This is a genomic window from Pseudomonas sp. MF09156 (assembly GCF_059862305.1).
On the sequence record NZ_JCBCUR010000003.1, the window covers coordinates 398,682 to 422,326 of the forward strand.

Annotated in this window: 21 protein-coding genes and 1 tRNA gene; 13 read left to right on the forward strand and 9 right to left on the reverse strand. The window is 61.3% G+C overall.

All coding sequences use genetic code 11. The features are described 5' to 3' along the window. Positions 1-207: 207 nt before the first annotated feature. The 5 genes from AC19YY_RS10860 (at position 208) to AC19YY_RS10880 (ending at position 5,631) form a co-directional block, all read left to right on the forward strand. Positions 208-1,494, forward strand: coding sequence for a murein hydrolase activator EnvC family protein (locus AC19YY_RS10860; protein ID WP_169955647.1), 1,287 nt, complete (start codon positions 208-210; stop codon positions 1,492-1,494). Positions 1,495-1,523: 29 nt separating this feature from the next. Continuing rightward, complete coding sequence (locus AC19YY_RS10865; protein ID WP_169955646.1) at positions 1,524-2,831, forward strand: S41 family peptidase; 1,308 nt, start codon at positions 1,524-1,526, stop codon at positions 2,829-2,831. A 1-nt stretch (position 2,832) separates the two neighbouring features. Next, positions 2,833-3,606 (forward strand): divergent polysaccharide deacetylase family protein, encoded by a 774-nt coding sequence (locus AC19YY_RS10870; protein WP_169955645.1) that lies wholly within the window; start codon positions 2,833-2,835, stop codon positions 3,604-3,606. A 69-nt stretch (positions 3,607-3,675) separates the two neighbouring features. Further along, on the forward strand, positions 3,676-4,218 hold the full coding sequence (locus AC19YY_RS10875) for a hypothetical protein (protein ID WP_178121770.1): 543 nt from the start codon (positions 3,676-3,678) through the stop codon (positions 4,216-4,218). 153 nt (positions 4,219-4,371) lie between these two features. Continuing rightward, complete coding sequence (locus AC19YY_RS10880) at positions 4,372-5,631, forward strand: Vps62-related protein (protein ID WP_500604161.1); 1,260 nt, start codon at positions 4,372-4,374, stop codon at positions 5,629-5,631. Between the two features lie 4 nt (positions 5,632-5,635). Here the strand turns inward: AC19YY_RS10880 and AC19YY_RS10885 are convergent, their stop codons facing one another. The 7 genes from AC19YY_RS10885 to AC19YY_RS10915 all read right to left on the reverse strand — a co-directional run bounded on the left by AC19YY_RS10885 (position 5,636) and on the right by AC19YY_RS10915 (position 11,403). Further along, positions 5,636-6,391 carry a substrate-binding periplasmic protein gene (locus AC19YY_RS10885; RefSeq protein WP_169955643.1) on the reverse strand — a complete coding sequence of 252 codons (756 nt, stop codon included), beginning with the start codon at positions 6,389-6,391 and terminating at the stop codon, positions 5,636-5,638. Between the two features lie 66 nt (positions 6,392-6,457). Next, complete coding sequence (hisF, locus tag AC19YY_RS10890) at positions 6,458-7,228, reverse strand: imidazole glycerol phosphate synthase subunit HisF (RefSeq protein ID WP_003171107.1); 771 nt, start codon at positions 7,226-7,228, stop codon at positions 6,458-6,460. A gap of 9 nt (positions 7,229-7,237) precedes the next feature. Next, the gene (gene hisA, locus AC19YY_RS10895; protein ID WP_038445290.1) at positions 7,238-7,975 is read right to left on the reverse strand and encodes a 1-(5-phosphoribosyl)-5-[(5-phosphoribosylamino)methylideneamino]imidazole-4-carboxamide isomerase; all 738 of its coding nucleotides are present in this window, start codon (positions 7,973-7,975) and stop codon (positions 7,238-7,240) included. 39 nt (positions 7,976-8,014) lie between these two features. Next, positions 8,015-8,272, reverse strand: a complete 258-nt coding sequence (locus AC19YY_RS10900) for a DUF2164 domain-containing protein (protein WP_029295898.1) — start codon at positions 8,270-8,272, stop codon at positions 8,015-8,017. Then, positions 8,272-8,910 carry an imidazole glycerol phosphate synthase subunit HisH gene (gene hisH, locus AC19YY_RS10905; protein WP_169955641.1) on the reverse strand — a complete coding sequence of 213 codons (639 nt, stop codon included), beginning with the start codon at positions 8,908-8,910 and terminating at the stop codon, positions 8,272-8,274. Before hisH ends, AC19YY_RS10900 begins: the two co-directional genes overlap by 1 nt. Next, positions 8,910-9,503 carry an imidazoleglycerol-phosphate dehydratase HisB gene (hisB, locus tag AC19YY_RS10910; RefSeq protein ID WP_003218037.1) on the reverse strand — a complete coding sequence of 198 codons (594 nt, stop codon included), beginning with the start codon at positions 9,501-9,503 and terminating at the stop codon, positions 8,910-8,912. The genes hisH and hisB overlap by 1 nt, the downstream gene beginning before the upstream one ends. A 238-nt stretch (positions 9,504-9,741) precedes the next feature. Further along, positions 9,742-11,403, reverse strand: a complete 1,662-nt coding sequence (locus tag AC19YY_RS10915) for an OFA family MFS transporter (RefSeq protein ID WP_500604162.1) — start codon at positions 11,401-11,403, stop codon at positions 9,742-9,744. Positions 11,404-11,699: 296 nt separating this feature from the next. Here AC19YY_RS10915 and AC19YY_RS10920 point away from each other — a divergent pair, with 296 nt between their 5' ends. From AC19YY_RS10920 to AC19YY_RS10945, 6 genes are all read left to right on the forward strand, one after another. After that, the gene (locus AC19YY_RS10920; RefSeq protein WP_500604163.1) at positions 11,700-13,919 is read left to right on the forward strand and encodes an AsmA family protein; all 2,220 of its coding nucleotides are present in this window, start codon (positions 11,700-11,702) and stop codon (positions 13,917-13,919) included. Then, positions 13,916-14,983 carry an A/G-specific adenine glycosylase gene (gene mutY / locus AC19YY_RS10925; protein ID WP_492633983.1) on the forward strand — a complete coding sequence of 356 codons (1,068 nt, stop codon included), beginning with the start codon at positions 13,916-13,918 and terminating at the stop codon, positions 14,981-14,983. The genes AC19YY_RS10920 and mutY overlap by 4 nt, the downstream gene beginning before the upstream one ends. After that, positions 14,980-15,252, forward strand: coding sequence for an oxidative damage protection protein (locus AC19YY_RS10930; protein ID WP_038445278.1), 273 nt, complete (start codon positions 14,980-14,982; stop codon positions 15,250-15,252). The genes mutY and AC19YY_RS10930 overlap by 4 nt, the downstream gene beginning before the upstream one ends. A gap of 103 nt (positions 15,253-15,355) precedes the next feature. Then, positions 15,356-15,431: transfer RNA gene (locus AC19YY_RS10935), tRNA-Phe, on the forward strand. Between the two features lie 206 nt (positions 15,432-15,637). Continuing rightward, entirely contained in the window at positions 15,638-16,306 is a 669-nt protein-coding gene (locus tag AC19YY_RS10940; protein WP_169955637.1) for a YajG family lipoprotein, read from the forward strand. Positions 16,307-16,611: 305 nt separating this feature from the next. Beyond that, entirely contained in the window at positions 16,612-18,687 is a 2,076-nt protein-coding gene (locus AC19YY_RS10945) for a TonB-dependent siderophore receptor (protein WP_500604164.1), read from the forward strand. Positions 18,688-18,721: 34 nt separating this feature from the next. Here the strand turns inward: AC19YY_RS10945 and AC19YY_RS10950 are convergent, their stop codons facing one another. Then, on the reverse strand, positions 18,722-20,362 hold the full coding sequence (locus tag AC19YY_RS10950) for an ArnT family glycosyltransferase (RefSeq protein WP_500604165.1): 1,641 nt from the start codon (positions 20,360-20,362) through the stop codon (positions 18,722-18,724). A 199-nt stretch (positions 20,363-20,561) separates the two neighbouring features. On the opposite strand from AC19YY_RS10950, the gene AC19YY_RS10955 reads away from it, so the two are divergent. Further along, positions 20,562-21,470, forward strand: coding sequence for an alpha/beta hydrolase family protein (locus AC19YY_RS10955; protein WP_169955634.1), 909 nt, complete (start codon positions 20,562-20,564; stop codon positions 21,468-21,470). Positions 21,471-21,540: 70 nt separating this feature from the next. Continuing rightward, a complete protein-coding gene (locus AC19YY_RS10960) occupies positions 21,541-21,954 on the forward strand; it encodes a hypothetical protein (RefSeq protein ID WP_169955633.1) in 414 nt (137 codons plus the stop codon). A gap of 139 nt (positions 21,955-22,093) precedes the next feature. Here AC19YY_RS10960 and gabP read toward each other — a convergent pair whose 3' ends face one another. Beyond that, the gene (gene gabP / locus AC19YY_RS10965; RefSeq protein WP_170042359.1) at positions 22,094-23,485 is read right to left on the reverse strand and encodes a GABA permease; all 1,392 of its coding nucleotides are present in this window, start codon (positions 23,483-23,485) and stop codon (positions 22,094-22,096) included. Between the last annotated feature and the right edge of the window lie 160 nt (positions 23,486-23,645).

Below are 23,645 nucleotides of genomic sequence, written 5' to 3' on the forward strand. Positions count from 1 at the left end.
TTGCCGGCGATGGCGCCTGATTGATCACCACAAGGTTCAAGGCCCCCATCGCTGGCAAGCCAGCTCCTACAGTGAGTTAGAGGTGTTTTTGAGGGTGGCGTTTAGCCATACCCTGCCGTATGGCAGCTAACTTACCCATTGGGCGTTTTTTTTGCAGCGTGGGGCGGGCATACTAGGCCGTCCCTTTCCCTGGTGTCGCCCGCCTCTATGCTTCGCGCCTTGATTACCCTTGCTCTTGTCTGCGTGCTCCAACCGGCCTTGGCCGACGAGCGTGCGCAAACCCAACAACAGTTGGACGCTACGCGTCAGGACATTACCGAGCTGAAGAAACTGCTCGGCAAGCTCCAGGAAGAAAAATCCGGGGTGCAGAAAGACCTGCGCGGCACGGAAACCGAAATGGGCAAGCTGGAGAAGCAGGTCCAGGAGCTGCAAAAAGAACTAAAGAAGAGCGAGTCGGAACTGGAGCGACTCGACGGTGAGAAAAAAAAACTCCAGAGCGCGCGCGTTGAACAGCAACGCCTGATCGCAATCCAGGCCCGTGCCGCCTACCAGAACGGCCGCCAGGAGTACCTCAAGCTGCTGCTCAACCAGCAGAACCCGGAAAAATTCGCCCGCACCCTGACCTACTACGACTACCTGAGCACCGCGCGCCTGGAGCAACTCAAGAGCTTCAACGAGACCCTGCGCCAGTTGGCCAACGTCGAGAGGGAAATCGCCGATCAGCAAAGCCAGTTACTGGCCCAGAAAAGCAGCCTCGACACCCAGCGCGACGAGCTGGACAAGGTGCGCAAGGAGCGCCAGCAGGCCCTGGCCAAGCTCAACAGTGACGTAAAAGCCCGTGATGCCAAATTGCAGGCGCGCCAGCAGGACCAGGCCGACCTGGCCAAAGTACTGAAAACCATCGAGGAAACCCTGGCACGCCAGGCCCGCGAAGCCGAACAAGCGCGGCAGAAAGCGCTGATCGCCCAGCAGGAAGCAGAAAAACAGCGCCAGCGTGAAGCCGAGGCGCTCGCCAGCGACGCCCCGCGTAAACCGGCGCGTGCAGCCCCCGGCCCACTGGTTTCCAGCGCCGGTGAATCGTTTGGCGGGCCTTTTGCTACTGCCCGAGGCAAACTTCCATGGCCAGTTGATGGTCGACTACTGGCACGCTTTGGTGAAACCCGTGGCGATGACACCCGCACCAAGTGGGATGGCGTGATGATCAGCGCCTCTGCGGGCAGCCAGGTGCATGCCGTGCACGGCGGGCGCGTGGTGTTCGCCGATTGGCTGCGCGGCGCCGGTTTGCTGGTGATTCTTGACCACGGCAATGGCTATTTGAGCCTTTACGGCCACAATCAGACGTTACTCAAGGCCGCAGGTGATGTTGTAAAAGCCGGTGAATCCATCTCCACTGTCGGTAACAGTGGCGGCCAGGACACCCCGGCGCTGTACTTCGCTATTCGTCAGCAGGGCCGCCCGAGCGACCCTGCACAATGGTGTCGCGCCCAAGGATAGGCCGCACCTACATTAGGAGTTCGTTCGACATGCTGCATTTGTCCCGCCTCACTTCGCTGGCCCTGACGATCGCCCTGGTGATCGGCGCGCCTATGGCATTCGCCGACCAGACCGCCCCGTCAGCCACGGCAGCGACCACCAAGGCACCGCTGCCGCTGGACGAATTGCGCACCTTTGCCGAGGTCATGGACCGGATCAAGGCAGCCTATGTCGAACCTGTGGACGACAAGACCCTGCTGGAAAATGCCATCAAAGGCATGCTCAGCAACCTCGACCCGCACTCTGCCTACCTGGGCCCGGAAGATTTCGCCGAGCTGCAGGAAAGCACCAGCGGCGAATTCGGTGGCCTGGGCATCGAGGTCGGCGCCGAGGACGGCATCATCAAGGTGGTATCGCCAATCGATGACACCCCGGCGTCCAAGGCCGGCATCCAGGCCGGCGACCTGATCGTCAAGATCAATGGCCAGCCGACCCGTGGCCAGACCATGACCGAAGCCGTCGACAAGATGCGCGGCAAGGTCGGCCAGAAAATCACCCTGACCCTGGTGCGTGACGGCGGCAGCCCGTTTGACGTGACCCTGACCCGCGCCACCATCGTGGTCAAGAGCGTGAAGAGCCAGTTGCTGGAATCGGGTTACGGCTACATCCGCATCACCCAGTTCCAGGTCAAGACCGGCGACGAAGTGGCCAAGGCCCTGGCCAAGCTGCGCAAGGACAACGGCAAGAAGCTCAACGGCATTGTCCTGGACCTGCGCAACAACCCCGGCGGCGTGCTGCAATCGGCAGTGGAAGTGGTCGACCACTTCATCACCAAAGGCTTGATCGTCTACACCAAGGGCCGCATCGCCAACTCCGAACTGCGCTTCTCGGCCACCGGCAAGGACCTCAGCGAAAACGTCCCGCTGGCGGTGCTGATCAACGGCGGCAGCGCCTCGGCCTCGGAAATCGTCGCCGGCGCCCTGCAAGACCAGAAACGCGGTGTACTGATGGGCACCACCAGCTTCGGCAAGGGCTCGGTGCAAACCGTGCTGCCGCTGAACAACGAGCGTGCGCTGAAGATCACCACGGCGCTGTACTACACGCCTAATGGTCGTTCGATCCAGGCCCAGGGCATCGTGCCGGATATCGAGGTGCGTCGGGCCAAGATCACCAACGAGAGCGACAACGAATACTTCAAGGAAGCCGACCTGCAAGGTCACCTGGGCAATGGCAACGGCGGCGCCGACCAGCCAAGCGGCAGCGGACCGAAAGCCAAGCCGATGCCACAGGACGACGACTACCAACTGGCCCAGGCGTTGAGCCTGCTCAAGGGCCTGAGCATTACGCGCAGCCGTTGATATGCGTTTTGCGCTCATCCTCGCTCTGTTGTGCAGCCTGGCAGGAGTCGCCCAAGCGACTCCTGCCGACCAGCCCCACAAAGCCTACCTGACCCTGATCATCGACGACCTTGGGCAAAACCTGCCCAGGGATCGTCGCGTGCTGGCCCTGCCCGGCCCGGTGACGGCGGCGATCATGCCCGATACCCCGCACGCCGCCGAGTTCGCCCGCGAAGCCCATCGCGCCGGCAAGATCGTGATCCTGCACATGCCCATGGACCCGGCCACCGGCCCGTTCGCCTGGCACCCCGAGCTGCCTGTCGAAGAACTGGGCAAGCGCCTGGATGCAGCGTTCAAGGCCGTGCCCTACACCGCCGGCATCAACAACCATATGGGCAGCCGCATGACCGCTGAGCCTGGCGCCATGGCGTGGTTGATGGGCGAGTTGCAGCGCCGGCACAAGTTTTTCGTCGACAGCCGCACCAGCGCCAAGACCGTGGCCGCCGCCGAGGCACAGAAGATCAACCTGGCCCACGTCTCGCGGGATGTATTTCTGGATGACGAACGCACCGAAGCGGCCATCACCACGCAGTTGCAGACGGCTATCAAGCTGGCGCACAAACAGGGTTCGGCAGTGATGATCGGCCACCCATACCCACAGACCCTGGCGGTGCTGGAGCGCGAGCTGCCCAAGCTCAAGGCCCAGGGCGTCGAGTGGATTGATATCAAGCTGATGATCAGTGTGCGCAGCAACCAGGCCATGAGTGGCCACGGCAAAAATGGCATCTACCGCTAGATAGCTACCGCACCGCCGCACGTGAACACCTGAATAGTGAGCGGACAACACTCAACTATCAGGATGATCATGACCCCCTCTCGACACCTTCTCTCTGGGCTGTTGCCCAGCACCCTTTACACAGCCCTCATCGCTGCGCCCAGGCTTCTGCACAATAACCGGCAACAGCACCAAAGCCAGGCCCTGTGTACCGCCAGCCTGCTGGATACGCGCAATGCGCACGGAAAATCCGGTCCGGCCTATGTGGTGACCAGCAGCCATTGTCTGCATCGTCTCGGCGGTCTGGTGCATGAGGATCTGCCGATCAAGGGCAGCGTCAACTTCAACTATTTCGACGACACCCTGGAAACCATCAAGGCTTATCCACTCAAAACCCTCAAGTGGAGCAGCAGCCAAGGGGTGGACCTGGCCATCGTCGAGCTGCACACCTCGCTGGCAAGCCTGATTGACGATGGGATCACGCCCTTGAAACTGGCTGAGGCCGCGCCCGCCGATGGCGCTGACATTCTGGCCCTGACAGCGCGCCTATCGACGCCCGCAACGCCTATATCAACGACCCTATTGGCCCGCAAACCGCCCAGAACCCATCGCTCTGTTTCGCCCACTCGATGACGCGGTCAGCGGGCCAGAGGACCACCTCACCAAGATCCTTTTTGTAAATAACAAGCCTGTCAAAGTCTGCACCTATGCCTGTGATCAGGCCGACCAACCCTCAACCCTACGGGTTGACTTCATAAAGCCTCGCTAACAACCGGAGCCCCACGAATGGAATCGATAAAATTTGGCAATCTGCTCATTAATTTCACAACGGAGTTCAGTCGACTCTGGGACAACAAGGGTTCACCCAACGCAGCACCCGTCAGTTTTTGGCGCCCGGTACCGTCCGCCGACTTCCTCACCGACTATTTTCCGCTCGGCGACCATGCGATTGCCGGACACGACGGTATCAACCATAAAGCCACGGTCGCTGTGGTATCGGAGGCCCCTGCACTAACCGAAGAAGAGCGCAGTAAAGGCAACGCACTCATGCCACCCATCGAGTTCGAAAAAGTGTGGGATGACAAAGGCTCCAGTGCCCATTCGAACGGGGCCATCTGGCGCCCGCTTCCACCCACCGGCTATGTAGCAATGGGACTGGTGGCCACTGACGGCTACGAAAAGCCCTCACTCAACACGATCCGGTGCGTTCGAGCGGATCTGGTGATTGCCTCATACATCAGCGACCCGATCTGGAACAACAAGCGCAGCCCCGCCCGGCTGGACTTCAGCGCCTGGGGCATCAGCCCTCCAGGGGCGGCGGCAGGCGAGGTGTACCTGTCGGCAGGAACCTTTGTCGGAGTCGCCAGCTATACCAAACCCTCGGTACACATTGCAGCTTATTCATTGCGCATGCAGATCCCCCTGCAGGCCAAGGCCCCGCCTCCGGCGCCAGCACTTGCAAGCGAGAGACAGCCTTCGCCTTTCGAAAAGGCCGAAGTGACCTATATCGCAAAACTGGCCTGGTTTACCGTCACGGACCCCAATCTGTCGCCCCTCCAACAACTGCGTACGTCCCCCACTTACCGACTGGAACGATCGGACAAATACATATTGGTCGGGTTTGGTCATAACAACAGCTCGCTGAACCAGACCTTCAAATGGACCGCTACGCGAGGGCAGAACGGCAGTAGCCTCAAGACACTGACCGACACCACGGCCATCGAAATTGGCACTGAATGGGGTTTCAACGTGTGGGGCGCTTCGGGCAAGGTCTCGGCAAAACTCAGCGGCAGCCTCACGCACACGCAAACGTCCTCCGAAGGGTGGACCAGCTCGACCACTTTTGAAGTCAACGCCACAGTTCCCGCGCACAAGGCGGTAGCCGTCTATCTGGTGCAAAGCAATTACAAGCTGCTGCGGGAAAACGGTACGCAAGTGTCAACTAGCATCAGCTACACCGACGGTGACAGTGTGTATTGGAGCGAATACCCACCGGCCCGTGAATGCGCGGTCACTTGCAAGCCGTTGCCAGCGCCTGCCTCATGAACCGCTAGAGATAGCGCGCCATGATCTGATCGACCACGCCTTCCTTACGTAGCTGGTCCAGCGCCGCCTGCAGTTTGGCCACCACCTCATCCGGCACGTCCTTGTTCAGTGCCAGATACAGCTGGGCGCTGTTGAAGCGCAGCACCGTCTTGAGCCCGGAAACACCGACCTGGCGCGCCAGATACCGCCCGGCGGGGTCGCCGGTGGCCCAGAGGTCGATCTGCCCCTCCATGAGCTTTTGCGCATTGTCCTGGTCGCGCAGCACGATAATCGGCTTGAGCCCGCGTTTTTCCAGGGTCTGGGCAATGGCATCGCCTTTATAGGCACCGATCTTGTAGGTGCGGGCGTGCTCAAGGTCGGTCAGTTGGATGCTGCTGTCGGCCCTGGCCAGCAGCACCCAGTCATCCGGGCCGATGGGGCCGACCCACTTGAACAACGCTTCGCGGTCCGGCAGGCGCGCCATCACGAATACGCCGTAGCCTGGCTGTTCCAGGGCGAGTTTATAGATCCGCTCCCAGGGGAAGCGCAACGTGAGGTTGTAGGAAATGCCGGCCTGCTTGAAGGTCTCGCGGACAATGTCCACCGCAATGCCTTCGATGTTCTCGTCCTTGGCAAAATTCTTGCCGTTTTTCGCCATGTTGTAAGGCGGAAAGTTTTCCGTCAGCAGCACCAGGGAGGTGCCGGAAGGCTCGGCGGCGTTGGCCGAGCCCGCCAACAGAATGGAAGAACTGGCGAGGGCAAGCAGCAGGTCTTTGAACATGTAGGGTTACCGGAATCCATGGCAGGCCCCAGAGTGCCGCGAGCCTGTCATGGTGTCCAGTGGCGTTTAGCGTACGACGATGCCGCGTGCAGCCATGTAGGCCTTGGCCTCGGGAACGGTGTATTCGCCAAAGTGGAAAATGCTCGCCGCCAACACCGCACTGGCGTGGCCTTCGATAACGCCGTCGGCCAGGTGTTGCAGGTTGCCCACCCCACCGGACGCAATCACTGGAATACCCAGCGCATCGCTGATGGCGCGGGTCACGCCCAGGTCGAAGCCATTTTTCATGCCGTCCTGGTCCATGCTGGTCAGCAAAATTTCACCGGCGCCCAGGCCTTCCATCTTCATCGCCCACTCCACCGCATCCAGGCCGGTAGGCTTGCGCCCGCCGTGGGTGAAGATCTCCCAACGCGGGGTTTCACCGGGGCCTGAGACTTTCTTGGCGTCGATGGCGACGACGATGCATTGTGAACCGAAATGCTGCGCGGCCTCGCCGACAAACTCCGGGTTGAACACCGCCGCAGTGTTGATCGAAACCTTGTCTGCACCCGCGTTAAGCAGGTTGCGGATGTCTTGCACGGTGCGCACACCACCGCCCACGGTCAGCGGGATAAACACCTGGCTGGCCATGCGCTCCACGGTATGGAGCGTGGTGTCGCGGCCGTCGACGCTGGCGGTGATGTCGAGAAAGGTAATCTCGTCGGCACCCTGCTCGTCGTAGCGACGGGCGATTTCCACCGGGTCGCCGGCGTCACGGATGTTCTCGAACTTGACGCCCTTGACCACCCGACCGTTGTCGACGTCCAGGCAAGGGATGATGCGTTTGGCCAGCGCCATGGTCAGTCCTCAGCCTTTGTAGGCATCGCAGTAAGCCTGGGCTTCGGCGACGTCCAGGGTGCCTTCGTAGATCGCGCGGCCAGTGATGGCGCCAATGATCCCCGGCGCCTTGGCGTCCAGCAGCGACTTGATATCGCCCAGGTTGTGGATGCCACCGGAAGCGATCACCGGGATTTTGGTGGCGGCGGCCAGCGCCGCGGTAAACGGTACGTTGCAGCCCTGCATCATGCCGTCTTTGGCGATGTCGGTATAAACGATGGCGGACACACCGTCGGCTTCGAACTGCTTGGCCAGGTCGATTACCTGCACGGTGCTGATTTGCGCCCAGCCGTCTGTAGCGACGAAACCATCCTTGGCGTCCAGGCCCACGATGACCTTGCCCGGGAACGCGCGGCAGGCCTCGGCGACGAAGGCCGGGTCTTTCACGGCCTTGGTGCCGATGATCACGTAGCTCACGCCCGCCTTGACGTAGTGCTCGATGGTTTCCAGGGAGCGGATACCGCCACCGATCTGGATCGGCAGGTTCGGGTAGCGCTTGGCGATGGCCGTCACCACTTCGCCATTGACCGGCTGGCCTTCGAAGGCGCCGTTCAAGTCCACCAGATGCAGGCGACGGCAGCCGCCCTCCACCCACTTGGCAGCCATGCTCACCGGGTCATCGGAGAACACCGTGGAATCTTCCATGCGGCCCTGGCGCAGACGTACGCAAGCGCCGTCCTTGAGATCGATAGCGGGGATAATCAGCATCTGGCAAACCTTATTCGATATTCAGCATTGCTCGGAAAATCAGGGTTTTTCGAGCGCCCACAAGTCGCTTTCGATGCTTTCGAACCTTTCTTTAAGGTGCGTCTGCACATCGAAAATCGCCCTGTTGTAATAGTGCGGAGCAATTTCAGTGGTGAACAGTTCGAGGATCTCAGCCACCTCGAACGACCCGAGACGGAGCTCGAAGCGGTCTTCCATGAAACGCTTGATCTTGTCGGTCGCCTCACTCTCTTGCTGGGGAGTGAGGTTGAGGATCGGCGGCTTGATCTTCTTGGCCATTACCAGCGCCCGTCCCAGCTGGCGAAGTTCTGCAGCAACTGCAGGCCATGGGTATGGCTTTTCTCCGGGTGGAACTGCACGGCAAAGCGCGAGCCTTCGGCCAGGGCTGCGGCGAAATCGACGCCGTAGTGCCCGCCACCCACCACCTGGCGCGGGTTACCGGCGGCAATGTAGTAGCTGTGTACGAAGTAGAAACGCGCCATGTCCGGGATGTCGTGCCACAACGGGTGATCGACGGTGCGGCGCACTTCGTTCCAGCCCATGTGCGGGACTTTCAGGTGTTCGCCGTCTTCGTGCAGGTCCTTGCCGAAGAACTTCACATCCCCCGGGAACAGGCCGATGCAGTCGACGCCGCCGTTCTCTTCACTGCGGTCGAGCAAGGCTTGCATGCCCACGCAGATCCCGAGGAACGGCCGGTCCTGGCTGACTTCGCGCACCAGGCTGTCAAAGCCCAGGCGGCGGATTTCGGCCATGCAATCGCGAATCGCGCCCACACCGGGGAACACCACACGGTCGGCTTCGCGGATCACCTGCGCATCGCTGGTGATCAGCACCTTGCCGGCGCCGACGTGTTCGAGGGCCTTGGCCACCGAATGCAGGTTGCCCATGCCGTAGTCGATAACCGCGACCGTCTGCATTACAGAACGCCCTTGGTCGACGGCATTTGCCCGGCCATGCGGTCATCCAGCTCCACCGCCATGCGCAGGGCGCGGCCGAAAGCCTTGAACACGGTTTCGATCTGGTGGTGGGTGTTGGTGCCGCGCAGGTTGTCGATGTGCAGGCTGACCAGGGCGTGGTTGACGAAGCCCTGGAAGAACTCCTGGAACAGGTCCACATCAAAGCCGCCCACGGTGGCGCGGGTGTAGGGCACGTGCATCTGCAGGCCTGGGCGGCCCGAAAAGTCGATGACCACACGCGACAGCGCCTCATCCAGCGGGACATAGGCGTGGCCGTAACGGCGAATGCCTTTTTTGTCGCCGATGGCCTTGGCAAACGCCTGGCCGAGGGTGATGCCGACATCCTCCACGGTGTGGTGGTCGTCGATATGCAGGTCGCCCTTGCTGACGATATCCAGGTCGATCAGCCCATGACGGGCGATTTGATCCAGCATGTGCTCAAGAAAAGGGACACCGATATCAAATCGGGCCTTTCCGGTGCCATCCAGGTTGATCGAGGCTTTGATCTGGGTTTCCAGAGTGTCGCGCTCGACGGACGCCTTACGTTCGGCCATCACCAGCTCCGCAAAATCATTGGGCGAAAAAGGTGGCCATTATAGGGGCTGCGGGCGCTAAACAGAAACATCGAAGGGGATAAGACTGACGGCCTGTCGGGGATAGACATGTGCATACAACCCCCGACAAGCACGCAACAACCCTTGTAGGAGCCGGCTTGCCGGCGAAGCATTCGCAAGATCAGCATCGACCTCACTGACGCCATCGCCGGCAAGCCGGCTCCTACAGGTTTTTACATCAGTGGAATAGCACTGCAGTCTTCTGCAAGGTCACCCACACGCCCCACGCCAGCGGGATACCTACAACCAGCCAGGCAGCAATGGCCAATGGCACGGTGCCAGAGGCTGCTTTCCACTCCAGGGAAGTGCTGGCATCGGCGCCCTTGTCATGGCCCAGGGCCTGTTCGGCAGCCAGTTCGGCGTCGGTCATGAAGTACTTGTCGGCCACCGGGCGTACCAGCAGGTTGCAGATAAAGCCCAGCACCAGCAGGCCGGCGAGGATGTACAAGGTGATGTCATAGGCCGCGGCGCGTTCGACGCCGATGCTCAACTGATACTCACGCAAGTAGTTCACCAACACCGGGCCCAGCACGCCGGCCGCCGCCCAGGCGGTGAGCAGGCGACCGTGGATCGCGCCGACCATTTGCGTGCCGAACAGGTCCGCCAGGTAGGCCGGTACGGTCGCGAAGCCGCCGCCGTACATCGACAGGATGATGCAGAACGCCGCCACGAACAGCGAGACGTTGCCCAGGTGGCCGAGGTTCGGGATCAGCGCATACAGGGCAAAGCCCAGGGCGAAGAACACGAAGTAGGTGTTCTTACGGCCCAGGTAGTCGGAAAACGACGCCCAGAAGAACCGCCCACCAATGTTGAACAGGCTCAGCAGCCCGGTGAAACCCGCCGCGATGGCGGCGATGGAGGCCAGTTGCCCGGCATCCAGTTGACCAAATGGCACGTCCACGCCCAGCAGCTTGCCGCCAAACACTTCCTGCAACAGCGGCGACGCCATGCCGAGGATGCCGATACCGGCCGATACGTTCAGGCACAGCACCAGCCAGACCAGGCGAAATTGCGGGGTTTTCCAGGCCACGTTCACGTGCACGTGACGGTGGGTGATCATCGCGTTGCTGGCTTTTTTCGCCGGCGCGGTCCAGCCCTCAGGCTTCCAGCCGGTCGGTGGCACGCGGTAGGACAAGGCACCGCCGATCATGAACACGAAGTAGATCGCGGCCATTACCAAAAAGCTCTGCCACACGCCCACGCCGGTCGGCGAGGCAAAGTGGCCCATCAGCGCTGCCGCCAGCGGCGCACCGACCATCGCCCCGCCGCCAAAGCCCATGATCGCCATGCCGGTGGCCATGCCGCGCTTGTCCGGGAACCACTTGATCAGGGTCGAGACCGGCGAGATATAGCCCAGGCCCAGGCCAATACCGCCGATGACCCCGGAGCCGAGCCACATCAGCCAGATCTGGTGGGTATAAATCCCCAGCGCCGAGATCAGCAGGCCACCACACCAGCACAGTGCCGAGACCACACCCGCCTTGCGCGGCCCCGCGTGTTCCAGCCAGCCGCCCCAGATCGCTGCCGAGCAGCCCAGGAAGATGAAGAACAGGGTGTAGATCCAGCCCAGCATGGAGATCGGCCAGTCGCAGGACGACGAGAAGATCTGCGCGATAAAGCTCATGTCCGGCGCACAAACCACCGGCGCGGTCACACCCAGCGCCTTGGACAGTGGCAGCCAGAACACCGAGAAGCCGTAGGCCATGCCGATGCACAAGTGGATGGCAAGGGCGGCCGGCGGAACCAGCCAGCGGTTGAAACCGGGCTTGGCGATGATGCGCTCCTTGGACAGGAACGCAGGCTGCGCAGCAGTAACGCCGGCCGCAGTGCTAGTGTTCATTGGTGTTTCCCCCAGTTATTGGTCTGTGTTCGCCAGGCGCTCTCCTCCTCGGCCTTTGCACGCAATGCGTGGCCGTTTTGTCGAGTGAAGCTCCTTGTAAGCGCGACGTTTCGTCGCAGAAGGCGGGCGAACGCGCAAAGATTAGCATCTGGCGCAGCGAGAGAAACCAAACTGACACTACCTTTTTCGGTTCATCTGTTTTGTTTGACACTATGTAACGATGCGTAAACAGCCGTGGACCTCGCGGCGTTATACTCTGCGGCTAAATTTTAAAATCGACACACAAGGACTCGCCCATGAAAGCGTTCGGCAAAATCCTGGGTCTGGTACTTCTCGGGCTGTTGCTGATCATTGTGGCTCTGGGCTTTGCCCTGACCCACCTCTTCGATCCCAACGACTATAAAGACGAGATTCGCCAGATTGCCCGCGACAAGGCCCACATCGAGCTGACGCTCAATGGCGATATCGGCTGGAGCCTGTTCCCCTGGCTGGGCCTGGAGTTGCATGAAGCCAGCGTGGCTACCCTGAGCAATCCTGCCCAACCATTTGCCGACCTGCAGATGCTCGGCCTGTCGGTACGCGTGCTGCCGCTGCTGCGCCGCGAAGTGCAGATGAGCGATGTGCGCGTCGAGGGCCTGAACCTGCGCCTGACCCGCGACAAGCAAGGCCATGGCAACTGGGAAGATATCGGCAAGGCACCGCCCGTTGCGGCTACCGGTACCGCCGAGGCACCTGCGACGACTGCGCCAACCACGGCGCCAGCGCCGGAGAAAGCGGCCCAGCCGATCCGCCTGGACATCGACAGCCTGACGGTCAACAACGCCCGCATCGAGTACAACGACGAGCAGACCGGCAAGCAGTTCAGCGCCGAAAGCATTCAGTTGAGCACCGGTGCCGTGCATGAAGGCGCAAGCATTCCGGTCAAGCTCACCGCGTTCTTCGGAAGCAACCAGCCGGTAATGCGGGTCAAGAGCGAGCTCAACGGCGAGCTGCGTTTTGATCGTGCCCTCAAGCGCTATCAGTTCGAAGACATGAAAATCGCAGGCGAAGCCACTGGCGAGCCGCTGCAAGGCAAGACCGTGACGTTTGCCACCCAGGGCCAGTTGCTGGTGGACCTGTCGGCAAACATTGCCGAGTGGACCAGCCTCAAGCTCTCGCTCAACCAACTGCGGGCACTGGGCGAACTGAAGGTCAACGACCTGGATAAAACCCCGCAGATCAGCGGCGCCCTGTCGATTGCCCAGTTTGACCTGGCCAAGTTCCTCGACAGCGTCGGCCAGCCGCTACCGGCCATGGCCCCAGAGAGCCTGAGCAAGGTCGAACTGGTCAGCCGCCTGCAAGGCACGCCGTCGAGCATGGCCCTGGAAGACCTCAACCTCAAAGTCGATGGCAGCACCTTCACCGGGCGCCTGGCGGTGGAGGACTTTGCCAAGCAAGCCCTGCGCGTGCAGTTGAAGGCCGACACGTTCAATGCCGACCACTACCTGCCCGCCAAGTCCGAGGCCGCCAACAGCGCCGCCGTTGCGCGCAAGGCCGAAGTGCAGAGCAGCGAAGCCGGGGCCATGGCCGCCGGTGGCACCACGCCGTTGCCGGACGCGCCGACCAAAGGCGCCTGGAGCACCGACAAGCTACTGCCACTGGCGCGCCTGCGCAGCCTGGACGTGATTGCCGACCTGTCCTTCGGCCAACTGACCCTGAGCCAGTTGCCCATCGAGAATGCAGCACTCAAGGCCTCCGGCCAGGGTGGCCAGCTCAAGCTCGACACCTTGAGCGGCGGTCTCTACAACGGCACGTTCCAGGCCAGCGGCAGCCTCGATGCACGGGAGGATGTGCCGGTGCTGGCGCTACAGACCAAAATCAAGCAAGTGCCGGTCGAGCGCATCCTGCAGGCCCAGGGGCAGACCCCGCCGGTCAAGGGCCAGATCACCCTCGACAGCAACCTGAGCGGGCGTGGCAACAGCCAGAAAGCGCTGATCGACAGCCTCAACGGCACCGCCAGCTTCGTCATCAACAATGGCGTGCTGCTCAATGCCAACCTTGAGCAACAACTGTGCACCGGCATTGCCCTGCTCAACCGCAAGACCCTGGCCGCCACACCGCGCAGCAAGGACACTCCGTTCCAGGAACTCAAGGGCAACCTGACCTTGCGTAATGGCGTGGCCAGCAACCCGGACCTGAAAGTGCGCATCCCCGGCCTGACCGTCAACGGCAATGGCGACGTGGACCTGCGCGTACTGGGCATGGACTACCGCGTGGGCATCATCGTCGAAGGCGACAAGCGCGACATGCCGGACCCGGCCTGCCAGGTCGGCTCGAACTTCCAGGGCATCGAAGTACCGCTGCGCTGCCGTGGCCCGCTGGAGCTGGGTGCCAAGGCCTGCCGCCTGGACAAGGACGGCCTGGGCCAGGTGGCCGCTAAAATGGCGGGCAACAAGCTCAGCGAGAAGATTGAAGAGAAGCTCGACAAGGTCAATCCCAAGCTCAAAGACGCCCTCAAAGGTTTGTTCAACCGATGAGAAACGAGCAATTTTCAGCGGCCGTGCTCGACTGGTACGACCGTCACGGCCGCCATGACCTGCCCTGGCAACAGGGCATCACCCCGTATCGGGTGTGGGTCTCGGAAATCATGCTGCAACAGACCCAGGTCAGCACCGTGCTCAATTACTTCGATCGCTTCATGGCTTCGCTGCCAACGGTCGAAGCCCTGGCGGCCGCGCCGGAAGATGAAGTGCTGCACCTGTGGACCGGGCTGGGCTACTACACCCGGGCACGCAACCTGCAAAAGACCGCGAAGATTGTCGTCGCCGAATACGGCGGCGAGTTTCCCCGCGATGTAGAGAAGCTCACCGAGCTGCCGGGCATCGGCCTGTCCACCGCCGGCGCCATCGCCAGCCTGAGCATGGGCCTGCGCGCGCCGATCCTCGACGGTAACGTCAAGCGCGTGCTGGCACGCTTTACCGCCCAGGAAGGCTACCCGGGCGAGCCCAAGGTAGCCAAGCAGCTGTGGGCCACTGCCGAGCGCTTTACCCCCCACGACCGCGTCAACGCCTACACCCAGGCCATGATGGACATGGGCGCCACCCTCTGCACCCGCAGCAAGCCCAGTTGCCTGCTGTGCCCCCTGGAAAAGGGCTGCGAGGCGCACATGCTGGGCCTGGAAACCCGCTACCCGATCCCCAAGCCACGCAAGACCATCCCGCAAAAGCGCACGCTGATGCCGATGCTGGCCAACCAGGAGGGCGCGATCCTGCTTTACCGTCGCCCCTCTACAGGGCTGTGGGGCGGGCTGTGGAGCTTGCCGGAACTGGACGACCTGAACGACCTGGAACACCTGGCCAACCAGCACTCACTGGCGCTGGGCAAACATCAGGAACTACCTGGGCTGGTGCACACCTTCAGCCACTTCCAGTTGGCTATCGAACCCTGGCTGGTGCAGGTCGAGGAATCGGCCCATCACGTGGCCGAGGCCGACTGGCTCTGGTATAACCTCGCCACCCCGCCGCGCCTGGGCCTTGCCGCCCCGGTGAAAAAACTGCTGAAGCGCGCGGCCGACGTATTGAACGCAGGAGTTTCGTCATGACCCGCACCATCATCTGCCGCAAGTATCACGAAGAACTGCCCGCCCTTGAGCGCGCCCCATTCCCGGGCGCCAAGGGCCAGGACATTTTCGACCACGTCTCCGCCAAGGCCTGGGCCGACTGGCAGAAGCACCAGACCCTGCTGATCAACGAAAAACGCCTGAACATGATGAACGCCGAAGACCGCAAATATCTGCAGGGCGAGATGGACAAGTACTTTTCCGGCGAGGATTACGCCAAGGCCGACGGCTACGTGCCGCCTGCTCAATAATTGAGCAAAAACCGGGGTTGGCACGTAAGCGACGGTAATAATTAAATATTTTTTGAAAACTTGCTTGACGACCCCCTGAAAAACCCGTTTAATGCGCCCCGTTGCCCAGATAGCTCAGTCGGTAGAGCAGGGGATTGAAAATCCCCGTGTCGGCGGTTCGATTCCGTCTCTGGGCACCACTTATTAGTTTCAGGTGGTGCAAACATCATCTGAAACACACAAGAAACCCGCCTAGTGCGGGTTTTTTGTTGCCTGCGATTTAGTGCGCCAGCGCCCCTCTGGTTACTTTTAGGTTAACGCCAAGCCTCACGGGCATCCGATGTGTTATTTATCGCGCTGCTCAACCGTCTAGCCTTAATCCACTCTTCAGCAAGGTAGTTACTTCATGACCCGGTATTTGTTCTGCACGCTGTTAATGCTGACAGCGCTGCTCAGCGGATGCGCCACGACGATGGACGTCGCGATCAATGCAACCCCTGATCCGGACTATCACTTTGACCGACAGGCGCCCGTGCTGGTGACATCGGTCGGCGGCAATAGCGAGAATGCGCTCAATGCCCGCTACTACCTGCGCGACATGGTCAGCGCCATGAAGGACCAGGGGTTTCGCGAGGTCTATACCGACGTGACCCTGCCCAAGAATCGCACGCCAAAAATCACCATCACCCTCGATATCGACAGCCACCAGGTGACCTACCGCTATACCGCCACCGAGTATGGGCAGGTGCCAACCAGCACCTCTACCGTGTGCAAGAACAGCAAGAAAAAAAGCGACCAGATGATCTGCACCAGCACGCCGAACACCACCTATGGCCCGGTAGGCAGTTCGGAACGCACCGGCTACACCACCCTCACCACCTTCACCGCCACGGCTCGGGATGAAGCGAGCAAACGCGCGGTGTACCTGCTGCGGGTAACGTCCTACAACGAGGACTGCCAAGCGGCCAAGGTCGAGGCCTTCCTGGTGCAGCAGGGCCTGCAGAACCTGAACTTCCAGGACCGTGTGCAGCGCAACTACAGCGTCACGATGCCCGAGGGGTATCGCTGCAAATAGTTCGTCGCCCCATTCCAGGTAGTGCACGGCGAATGTCACTTCGCAGTCCTGCCTGACGGCCAGCCTTGATTGCCCCTCCCCGCACAGGGCGACCCCACCCGGTCGCCCGCATCAAACATCCCCCCCGCCAAAAAGCCAGGCTCGACTGAAGCCCATAGTTGCTAATAGCAATTATTATCATTTAAGCTGGCGCGCAAAATCCCCCCTGCACCACTAAAAATAATCAAGGAGCTGCGATGCCTTCTGCACGCGAGCCAGGTTCATGGTTGAAGGCACTTGGCCTTGCCCCCTTGGGATTCGCTTCGATGCTTGCCCCCGCCGCCTTCGCGGCCGAGGAAAAAGGCCAGCTCGAACTGCCCAGCCAAAGCATTACGGCAACTGCCTCAGAAGAAACGGCCGACGGCCCGGTCAAAGGCTATGTTGCCAAGCGCAGTGCAACGGGGGTCAAGACTGACACCCCAATCACTGAGATCCCCCAGTCGATCTCCGTCATCAGCGCCGACCGCATGCGCGATCAGGGCGCACTGACCGTGCAAGACGCATTGCGGTATGTTTCCGGGGTGCGGGCCGAGACCTTCGGGCTCGATAGCCGGGGAGACTGGTCGAAAGTGCGAGGCAGCTCGCCGGCCCTGTTCCTGGATGGTTTACAGCAGAGCTTCGGTACTTACACCAACGTGCGCACCGACCCCTTCACCCTGGAGCGCCTTGAAGTGCTCAAGGGCCCCGCATCGATGCTGTATGGGCAAAGCCCCGTGGGGGGCCTGATCAATCAGGTCAGCAAACGCCCCAAAGCCGAACAGCACACCGAAGTGCAACTGCAGTACGGCAATTACAACCGCAAGCAGGTCGCCGTGGACACCACCGGCTCCCTGAACCCACAAGGCACGCTGCTGTACCGACTGGTGGCGATCCAGCGCGACAGTGACACTCAGGTTGATCATGTCAAAGACAACCGCCAGGTCCTGATGCCATCGCTGACCTGGCGCCCCAACGACGATATCGACTGGACCCTCCTGGCCAACATCCAGCACGATGACAGCGGCTCCACCACGCAGTTCTTCCCACACAAAGGTACCGTCTGGAACGCGCCATATGGCCGGATCCACAGCAACCGGTTCGCCAGCGAGCCAGGCTTTGACGAATACGACAGTGACCAGACAGCGCTGACGTCGCAATTTTCGTGGCATCTGAACGATACGTGGACCCTGCGCCAAAACCTGCGCTGGCAAAAAAGCAAAGTCAGCTACCAATCGATTTACTCGGTATTTGCCAAAAACCCACCGTTCAAGCCCGATAACCAGACCCTCGACCGCGTCTATTACGTTTCCAAACCCGAGGTCAAAGTGTGGGTCGCCGACCAAAACGCCGAGGCTCGATTTGACACCGGCCCGCTCCAACACACCCTGTTGCTGGGAGGCGATTACCAGCATGCCGTCTCCAACCGGGACGGCGCCAGCGGCAACGCAACACCCCTGAATGTGTACGACCCGGTGTATGGCACCTTTGACCCCTCTGTCATTCGCCTCACCGCAGACCCGGAACAACGGGTCATGCAAAAAGGGCTTTATGCCCAGGACCAGATCAAATACGAGCAGTGGTTGTTGACCCTGGGCCTGCGCAAGGACTGGTCCGCCAGCCAGACCCAAGGTAGCGCCCGACAAAAGGACGACAAGCTGACCGGCCGCGCGGGCCTGACCTATCTGTTCGACAACGGCATAGCGCCCTACTTGAGCTACAGCGAATCATTCCAGCCCCAAATCGGCCTCAACCGGCGAACGCTGGAGCCCTACATACCGCTCAAGGGCAAACAATGGGAGCTGGGCGTGAAATATCAGCCGGTTGGCAGCAACAGTCTCTACACCGCAGCGGTGTATGACATTCGCGAGCAGAACCGGCGCATGCCCGACCCCCTGGATGCGATGAACACCCTGCAAAGTGGTGAAACCCGTGCCCGTGGCCTGGAGCTCGAAGCCCTGGTGACAGTCACGCCCGCCTGGGACCTGATTGGCACCTACAGCTACACCGACACCACCGTCATCAAGGGCTCGCCCGCCGAGCAAGGCAAACGCCTGGCCAGCGTTCCAGAGAACATGGCGTCGGTATGGAGCCAGCATCGATTCAGCATCGGCGACATTTCCGGGTTCAGCGTCGGCGCAGGCATTCGCTATGTAGGAACCAGCTGGGATGGGGCCGACCGGCTGAAAACACCGTCTTCCACCCTGGTGGACGCGATGCTCGGGTATCGCTACCAGAACTGGAACCTGAGCCTCAACGCGACCAACCTTGAAGACAAGACCTACTACACCACATGCCTGGCACGAGGTGACTGCTTCATCGGCAACCGTCGTACGCTCGTCGGTACACTGGCCTACAACTTTTGATCGAGCTGTAAGGCCACGACACTGCGGCGGCTGATCACGGCACCCGGAACACCAACAACGGGTTGTCATTGAGTCGCCCATTGAACGCTGGGGCCAGGTGCTCCAGCGGCGTGGCCTGCAGCAGTTCGGTTTCCTTGCGCGCGACGATGACCCAGGACGAACGCGGCAGCGCGTTCAGTTGCGCAAGGTCGTCACGCCCGACAAACAGCGGCTGCTCGTCATGGCCCAGGTTCATGATGTAGCGAATGGCCCAGGTGTCCTTGCCGAGGTTGAGAAACACCAACGGTCCGGGGTGTTCGGCCCGCAGGTTTTCCACCGCACCCACAAAGTTCCTGGTGTCGAATTGCAGATCCTTGGCCGGCTCCACGACCGTCACCAGTACCAGCCATTGAGTGGCCAGCGCGATCAGGCTGAGCGTCACCAGTCGCGGCCCCACACGGCCGTGCAAACGACGCCAGGCAGCCACCGCCGCCAGTTGCAGGACGACCAGCAGCGCAATCAATCCCGGCGCTGAAACATCAGGCCAGTAACCGTGCTTGCTCCACAGCTGCCGGCAGACCAGGACCACGACAAGCCCCAGCAGCGGCAGGACCGCCACCAGCCACTCATAACCCCGACGCACCCCAAGCAACCAGCCCCGGGCCTGTAGCAGCCCGTAGGCCGCCACCGCGGCAAACATCGGGACCATCGGCAGGATGTAGTAGGCGCGCTTGAAGTTCGGCACCGATAACCCCAGCAGGATCATCAGGCCACAGCCGCCCAGGCGCAGCATCAGCCGCACATCGGCATCGTCGTTGCGCGCCGACCAGGTGTGGCGCAGGGCAATCAACGTCGCCAGCGCCAGCGGGATCACCGGGAAATAGCGATACAGGCTCAGCTTGAAGTAGAAGTAGAACGGTTCGCCGCTTTCATCCAGGCGGCCGGCCACCTGCATCTTCATCACCTCATCGGCAAAAGCATCACCCCCGGTGATCCGCGCCAGCTTCAGCAACACCCACCAACAGGCAAGGAGTAGGACCAGGCCGATCACGCCGTGGGCAATCACCTTTTTCAGCAAGCCAATCTTCTCTTCCCGCGAGCGGGCAGGCCCCAGCGCCCAATACACGCAGGCAACACCACAGACCTCGATCAACCCCAAAGGGCCACGAATGGCAAATGCCGCCACAAACAGGGGAAAGATTGCGTATTGGCGCAGCCGCGAGCCCAGGCGCTCGCCGGTGTGCAGCAGGTAGAAACAGCCCAGGCACAGCAGGGAGACCATCTGGTCCAGGCAGACTGAACGCGACTTCTCCAGCAATTGCGCGGTCAAGGCCGTCAGCACTACCGTCAGCAACGCCCAGGCCCGCCCGGAGGGCACCAGCAAACGGTAGACCAGGGCCATGACCCCGGCCGACGCCAGGGCGGTGGGCAGCACGTTAGCCAGGTCGTTAGGCGCACCGAACAACCGGGCAAAGAGCAGGCTGAAATAAGTCGCCGTCCCTGGGTAATCCGGGTAAGGCTCACCGTAGGTGGTAGGGAAAAGGCTCGCGCCGTGGCGGAACATCTCCTGCATGAACACCGCCCAACGCCCGTCAAACCCTTGCGGCTGTTGATCCCAGATGCCCAGGGTAAATAACAACAAGGCCACCAGGAAAACACCCAGGGCCTCCACACGAAAACGGTTGCGGTGTTCCATGGTTTAACCTGCCAGGGCGGGGGAGATGCTGGCGTATATTGCCGGCAGCACGCCTGAATCGCGCCTGAACCAAACGCAACATTGCGATGGCACAGACAACAACTCACTGTAGGCGCTGGCTTGCCAGCAAAAAATCGTCAACGATCACAAGAATGCTGGCTCACTCCCCCTATCCACAGCGCATGGATCAAGGCCTTTCATGAACCTGCCCACCCGCCCTCACCCCGAGACATTCCGCGAGCCCGCCGCCGACCACTACCCCATCGGCGGTTTCACCTGGCGCCATATCCGCCGCGACATCGAGCGCCCAGTGGTGATCATCAACGCCGCCACCTCGGTACGCTGCCGTCACTATTCGCGCTTTGCCGCGTACTTGTTTGCCAATGGCATGGACGTCATCACCTACGACTATCGCGGTATCGGCGAGTCGCGTAGTGGCTCATTGCGCGGGTTCAAGGCCTCGTGGTCAGACTGGGGCCGGCTGGATTTCGAGGCCATCGTGCAACGGGCGCAGCGCGAGTTTGCCGGGCAGCCCATTGATGTGGTCGGCCACAGCTTTGGCGGCTGCGCGGCCGGGCTCGGGGCGTCGGGGGCGGCGATCAGGCGCTTGGTCACCGTAGGGGCACAGTTCGCCTACTGGCGCGACTATCAAGCGGACGGGCGCTGGCGGATGTTTGCCAAATGGCACCTGGTGATGCCACTGGTCACCGCCGTGTGCGGATATTTCCCGGGCAAGCGCCTGGGTTGGCTGGAAGACACGCCCGCCGGGGTGGTGCGCGACTGGAGCACGCCCACGCCTACCTACGAGACACGCCCCAGCGGGCGGGCCTTGGGCGTGTTGCCCTTTGCCCGGGTGCAGGCACAGATCCTGGCGATCAGCATCAGCGACGACCCGTTTGGCACCGTGCCCGCCATCGAGCGTCTGCTGAACTACTTCCAGGCCAGCGAGCGCACGCACCTGCGTATCGCGCCCATGGATATTGGCGAAAAGGCCGTCGGGCATTTCGCGTTTTTCCGTAGCGAATATCAAGATCGGTTGTGGCCGATTGCACTGGCCTGGTTGCAGCATGGCCAGTTGCCGGCCGACACGCCGGGGTCACGGCTGTAGAAACCCTTGGGATTTCGCCAGACCTGCGCTTCAATACGCCACCCAGATCCTGAACCAAGGACGTGAGCCCATGGCTTCGCTAGACAAGCAGCAAAAACGTGCCCAGCGGGCAAAAGCCAAGGCCAAGCAGAACCGCACCCAGCGCGCCAATGCGCCCAAGCAGGATGCGTTTGCAGGTGACGACGAGCGTATTGACCTTGAGTCGGTGGATTTGACCGAACTGTTCGTGCAAATGCGCGCGGCCGGCGAGACCAGCCAGCAGGCGCTGTGTGCGGCATTCCTGGCGCACCCGTTGCTGGCGCTGGTGCTGGAGCAGGAAGGCGAAGAAAACGCCACGGACTTTATCCTGGCGGCGCTGATCGAGTATCGGCAGTGGTCCACCGACAGCGATGATGAAGCGGCGGCGTTGGCGTGGATTGAATCGCCAGAGTTCCAGGCGGACTACGTGGCGGCATCCCAGGCGCTGACCAGCGCGCAGGATTGATACAACACCAATGTGGGAGCGGGCTTGCTCGCGAAGACGTCGGCCCAGCCAACATTGATGTTGACTGACCCACCGTCTTCGCGAGCAAGCCCGGCTCCCACAGTGCTTTGTGGCGCTAGACAGCAAGCATTTCAACTCATCAGTTGAGTACCGCAGCCCCCAACTTCTGGGCCCGGCGCCGACTTGCCACCAGCAACCCCGCCAACACCACCAGCAGGCTCAACACACCGGTCGCGATAATCTCCACCCGATGCGCTTCCTGGAGCAACATGATGGTCAACGCGCCGACGATAAACACGATCACCGCGTAAGTCAGGCCGGGGAACAACCACATCTTGAAGGCAATCTTCTCGCCCGCCGCAGTACGTTTCTGCCGCATGCGCAGTTGCGACACGGCAATCACCAGGTACACCAGCAGCGCAATCGCGCCGGAGCTGGCCAGCAGGAATTCAAACACCGCCGCCGGCGCCACGTAGTTGGCAAATACCGCGAGGAACGCCGCGCCGGTAGACAGCATCACCGCCCAGTAAGGCGTGCCGCTCTTGTTGGTGCGCTTGGCTACCGCCGGTGCATCACCACGACGCCCCAGGGAAAACAGCATGCGTGACGCGGTGTACAGCGCCGAGTTCAAGCAACTGGTCACGGCGACCAACACCACCAGGTCGACGATCAGCTTGGCATTCGGGATGCCCATGCGTTCCAGCACAGTCTGGTAGGAACCGACGGCAGCCAGGGTCGGATCGTTCCACGGCACCAAGGCCACAACGATGAAGATCGACACCAGGTAGAACAAGCCGATCCGCCAGATCACCGAGTTGGTGGCCTTGGTGATCTGCTGGCCAGGGTTCTTCGATTCTGCAGCCGCGATGGTCACGATTTCGGTGCCCATGAACGAGAACATGGTGGTCAAAATCGCCGCCAGCACTGCACCCATGCCGTTGGGCAAAAAGCCTTGGGTGTCGAACAGGTGCGAGACGCCGCTGACCTGGCTGCCCGGCAGCAAGCCAAAGATCGCCAGTACGCCGAGGATCACAAAGCCGATGATCGCCACCACCTTGATCAGGGCAAACCAGAACTCGAACTCGCCGTAGTTCTTCACGCTGAACAGGTTGGTCGCGGTCAGCAGCAGGGTGATGACCAGGGTGAAAGCCCAGATCGCCACGTCGGGGAACCAGGCATGCAGGATAGTTGCGGCGGCGTTGGCTTCCAGGGGAATCACCAGCACCCAGAACCACCAATACAGCCAGCCGATGGTAAAGCCGGCCCAATGGCCGATAGCCCGGTCGGCGTAAGTGGAAAATGAGCCAGTGTCTGGCGAGGCAACGGCCATCTCGGCCAGCATGCGCATCACCAGCACCACCAACGTACCGGCTGCGGCATAAGCCAACAGTACGGCGGGCCCGGCTGCCGCAATCGCGTGGCCGGAGCCGACAAACAAACCAGCGCCGATCACACCGGCAATCGACAACATGGTGACATGCCGCGGTTTGAGCCCCTGTTCGAGGTCATTGGAGCTTTGCGTACTACTCATTGACACACCTTTGCGAGGAATTGCGTATACGGTCCACCCGGCCTGCCGCCTCTTCGTGAAAAGAAACAAACGGGGCGTTCTTTATTTTTTACGCAAGATTTGCGCCAAAATGTTACAAAGCCAAGGTTGACGCGGCCTGTAGGACAATCCCTCAGCGCTC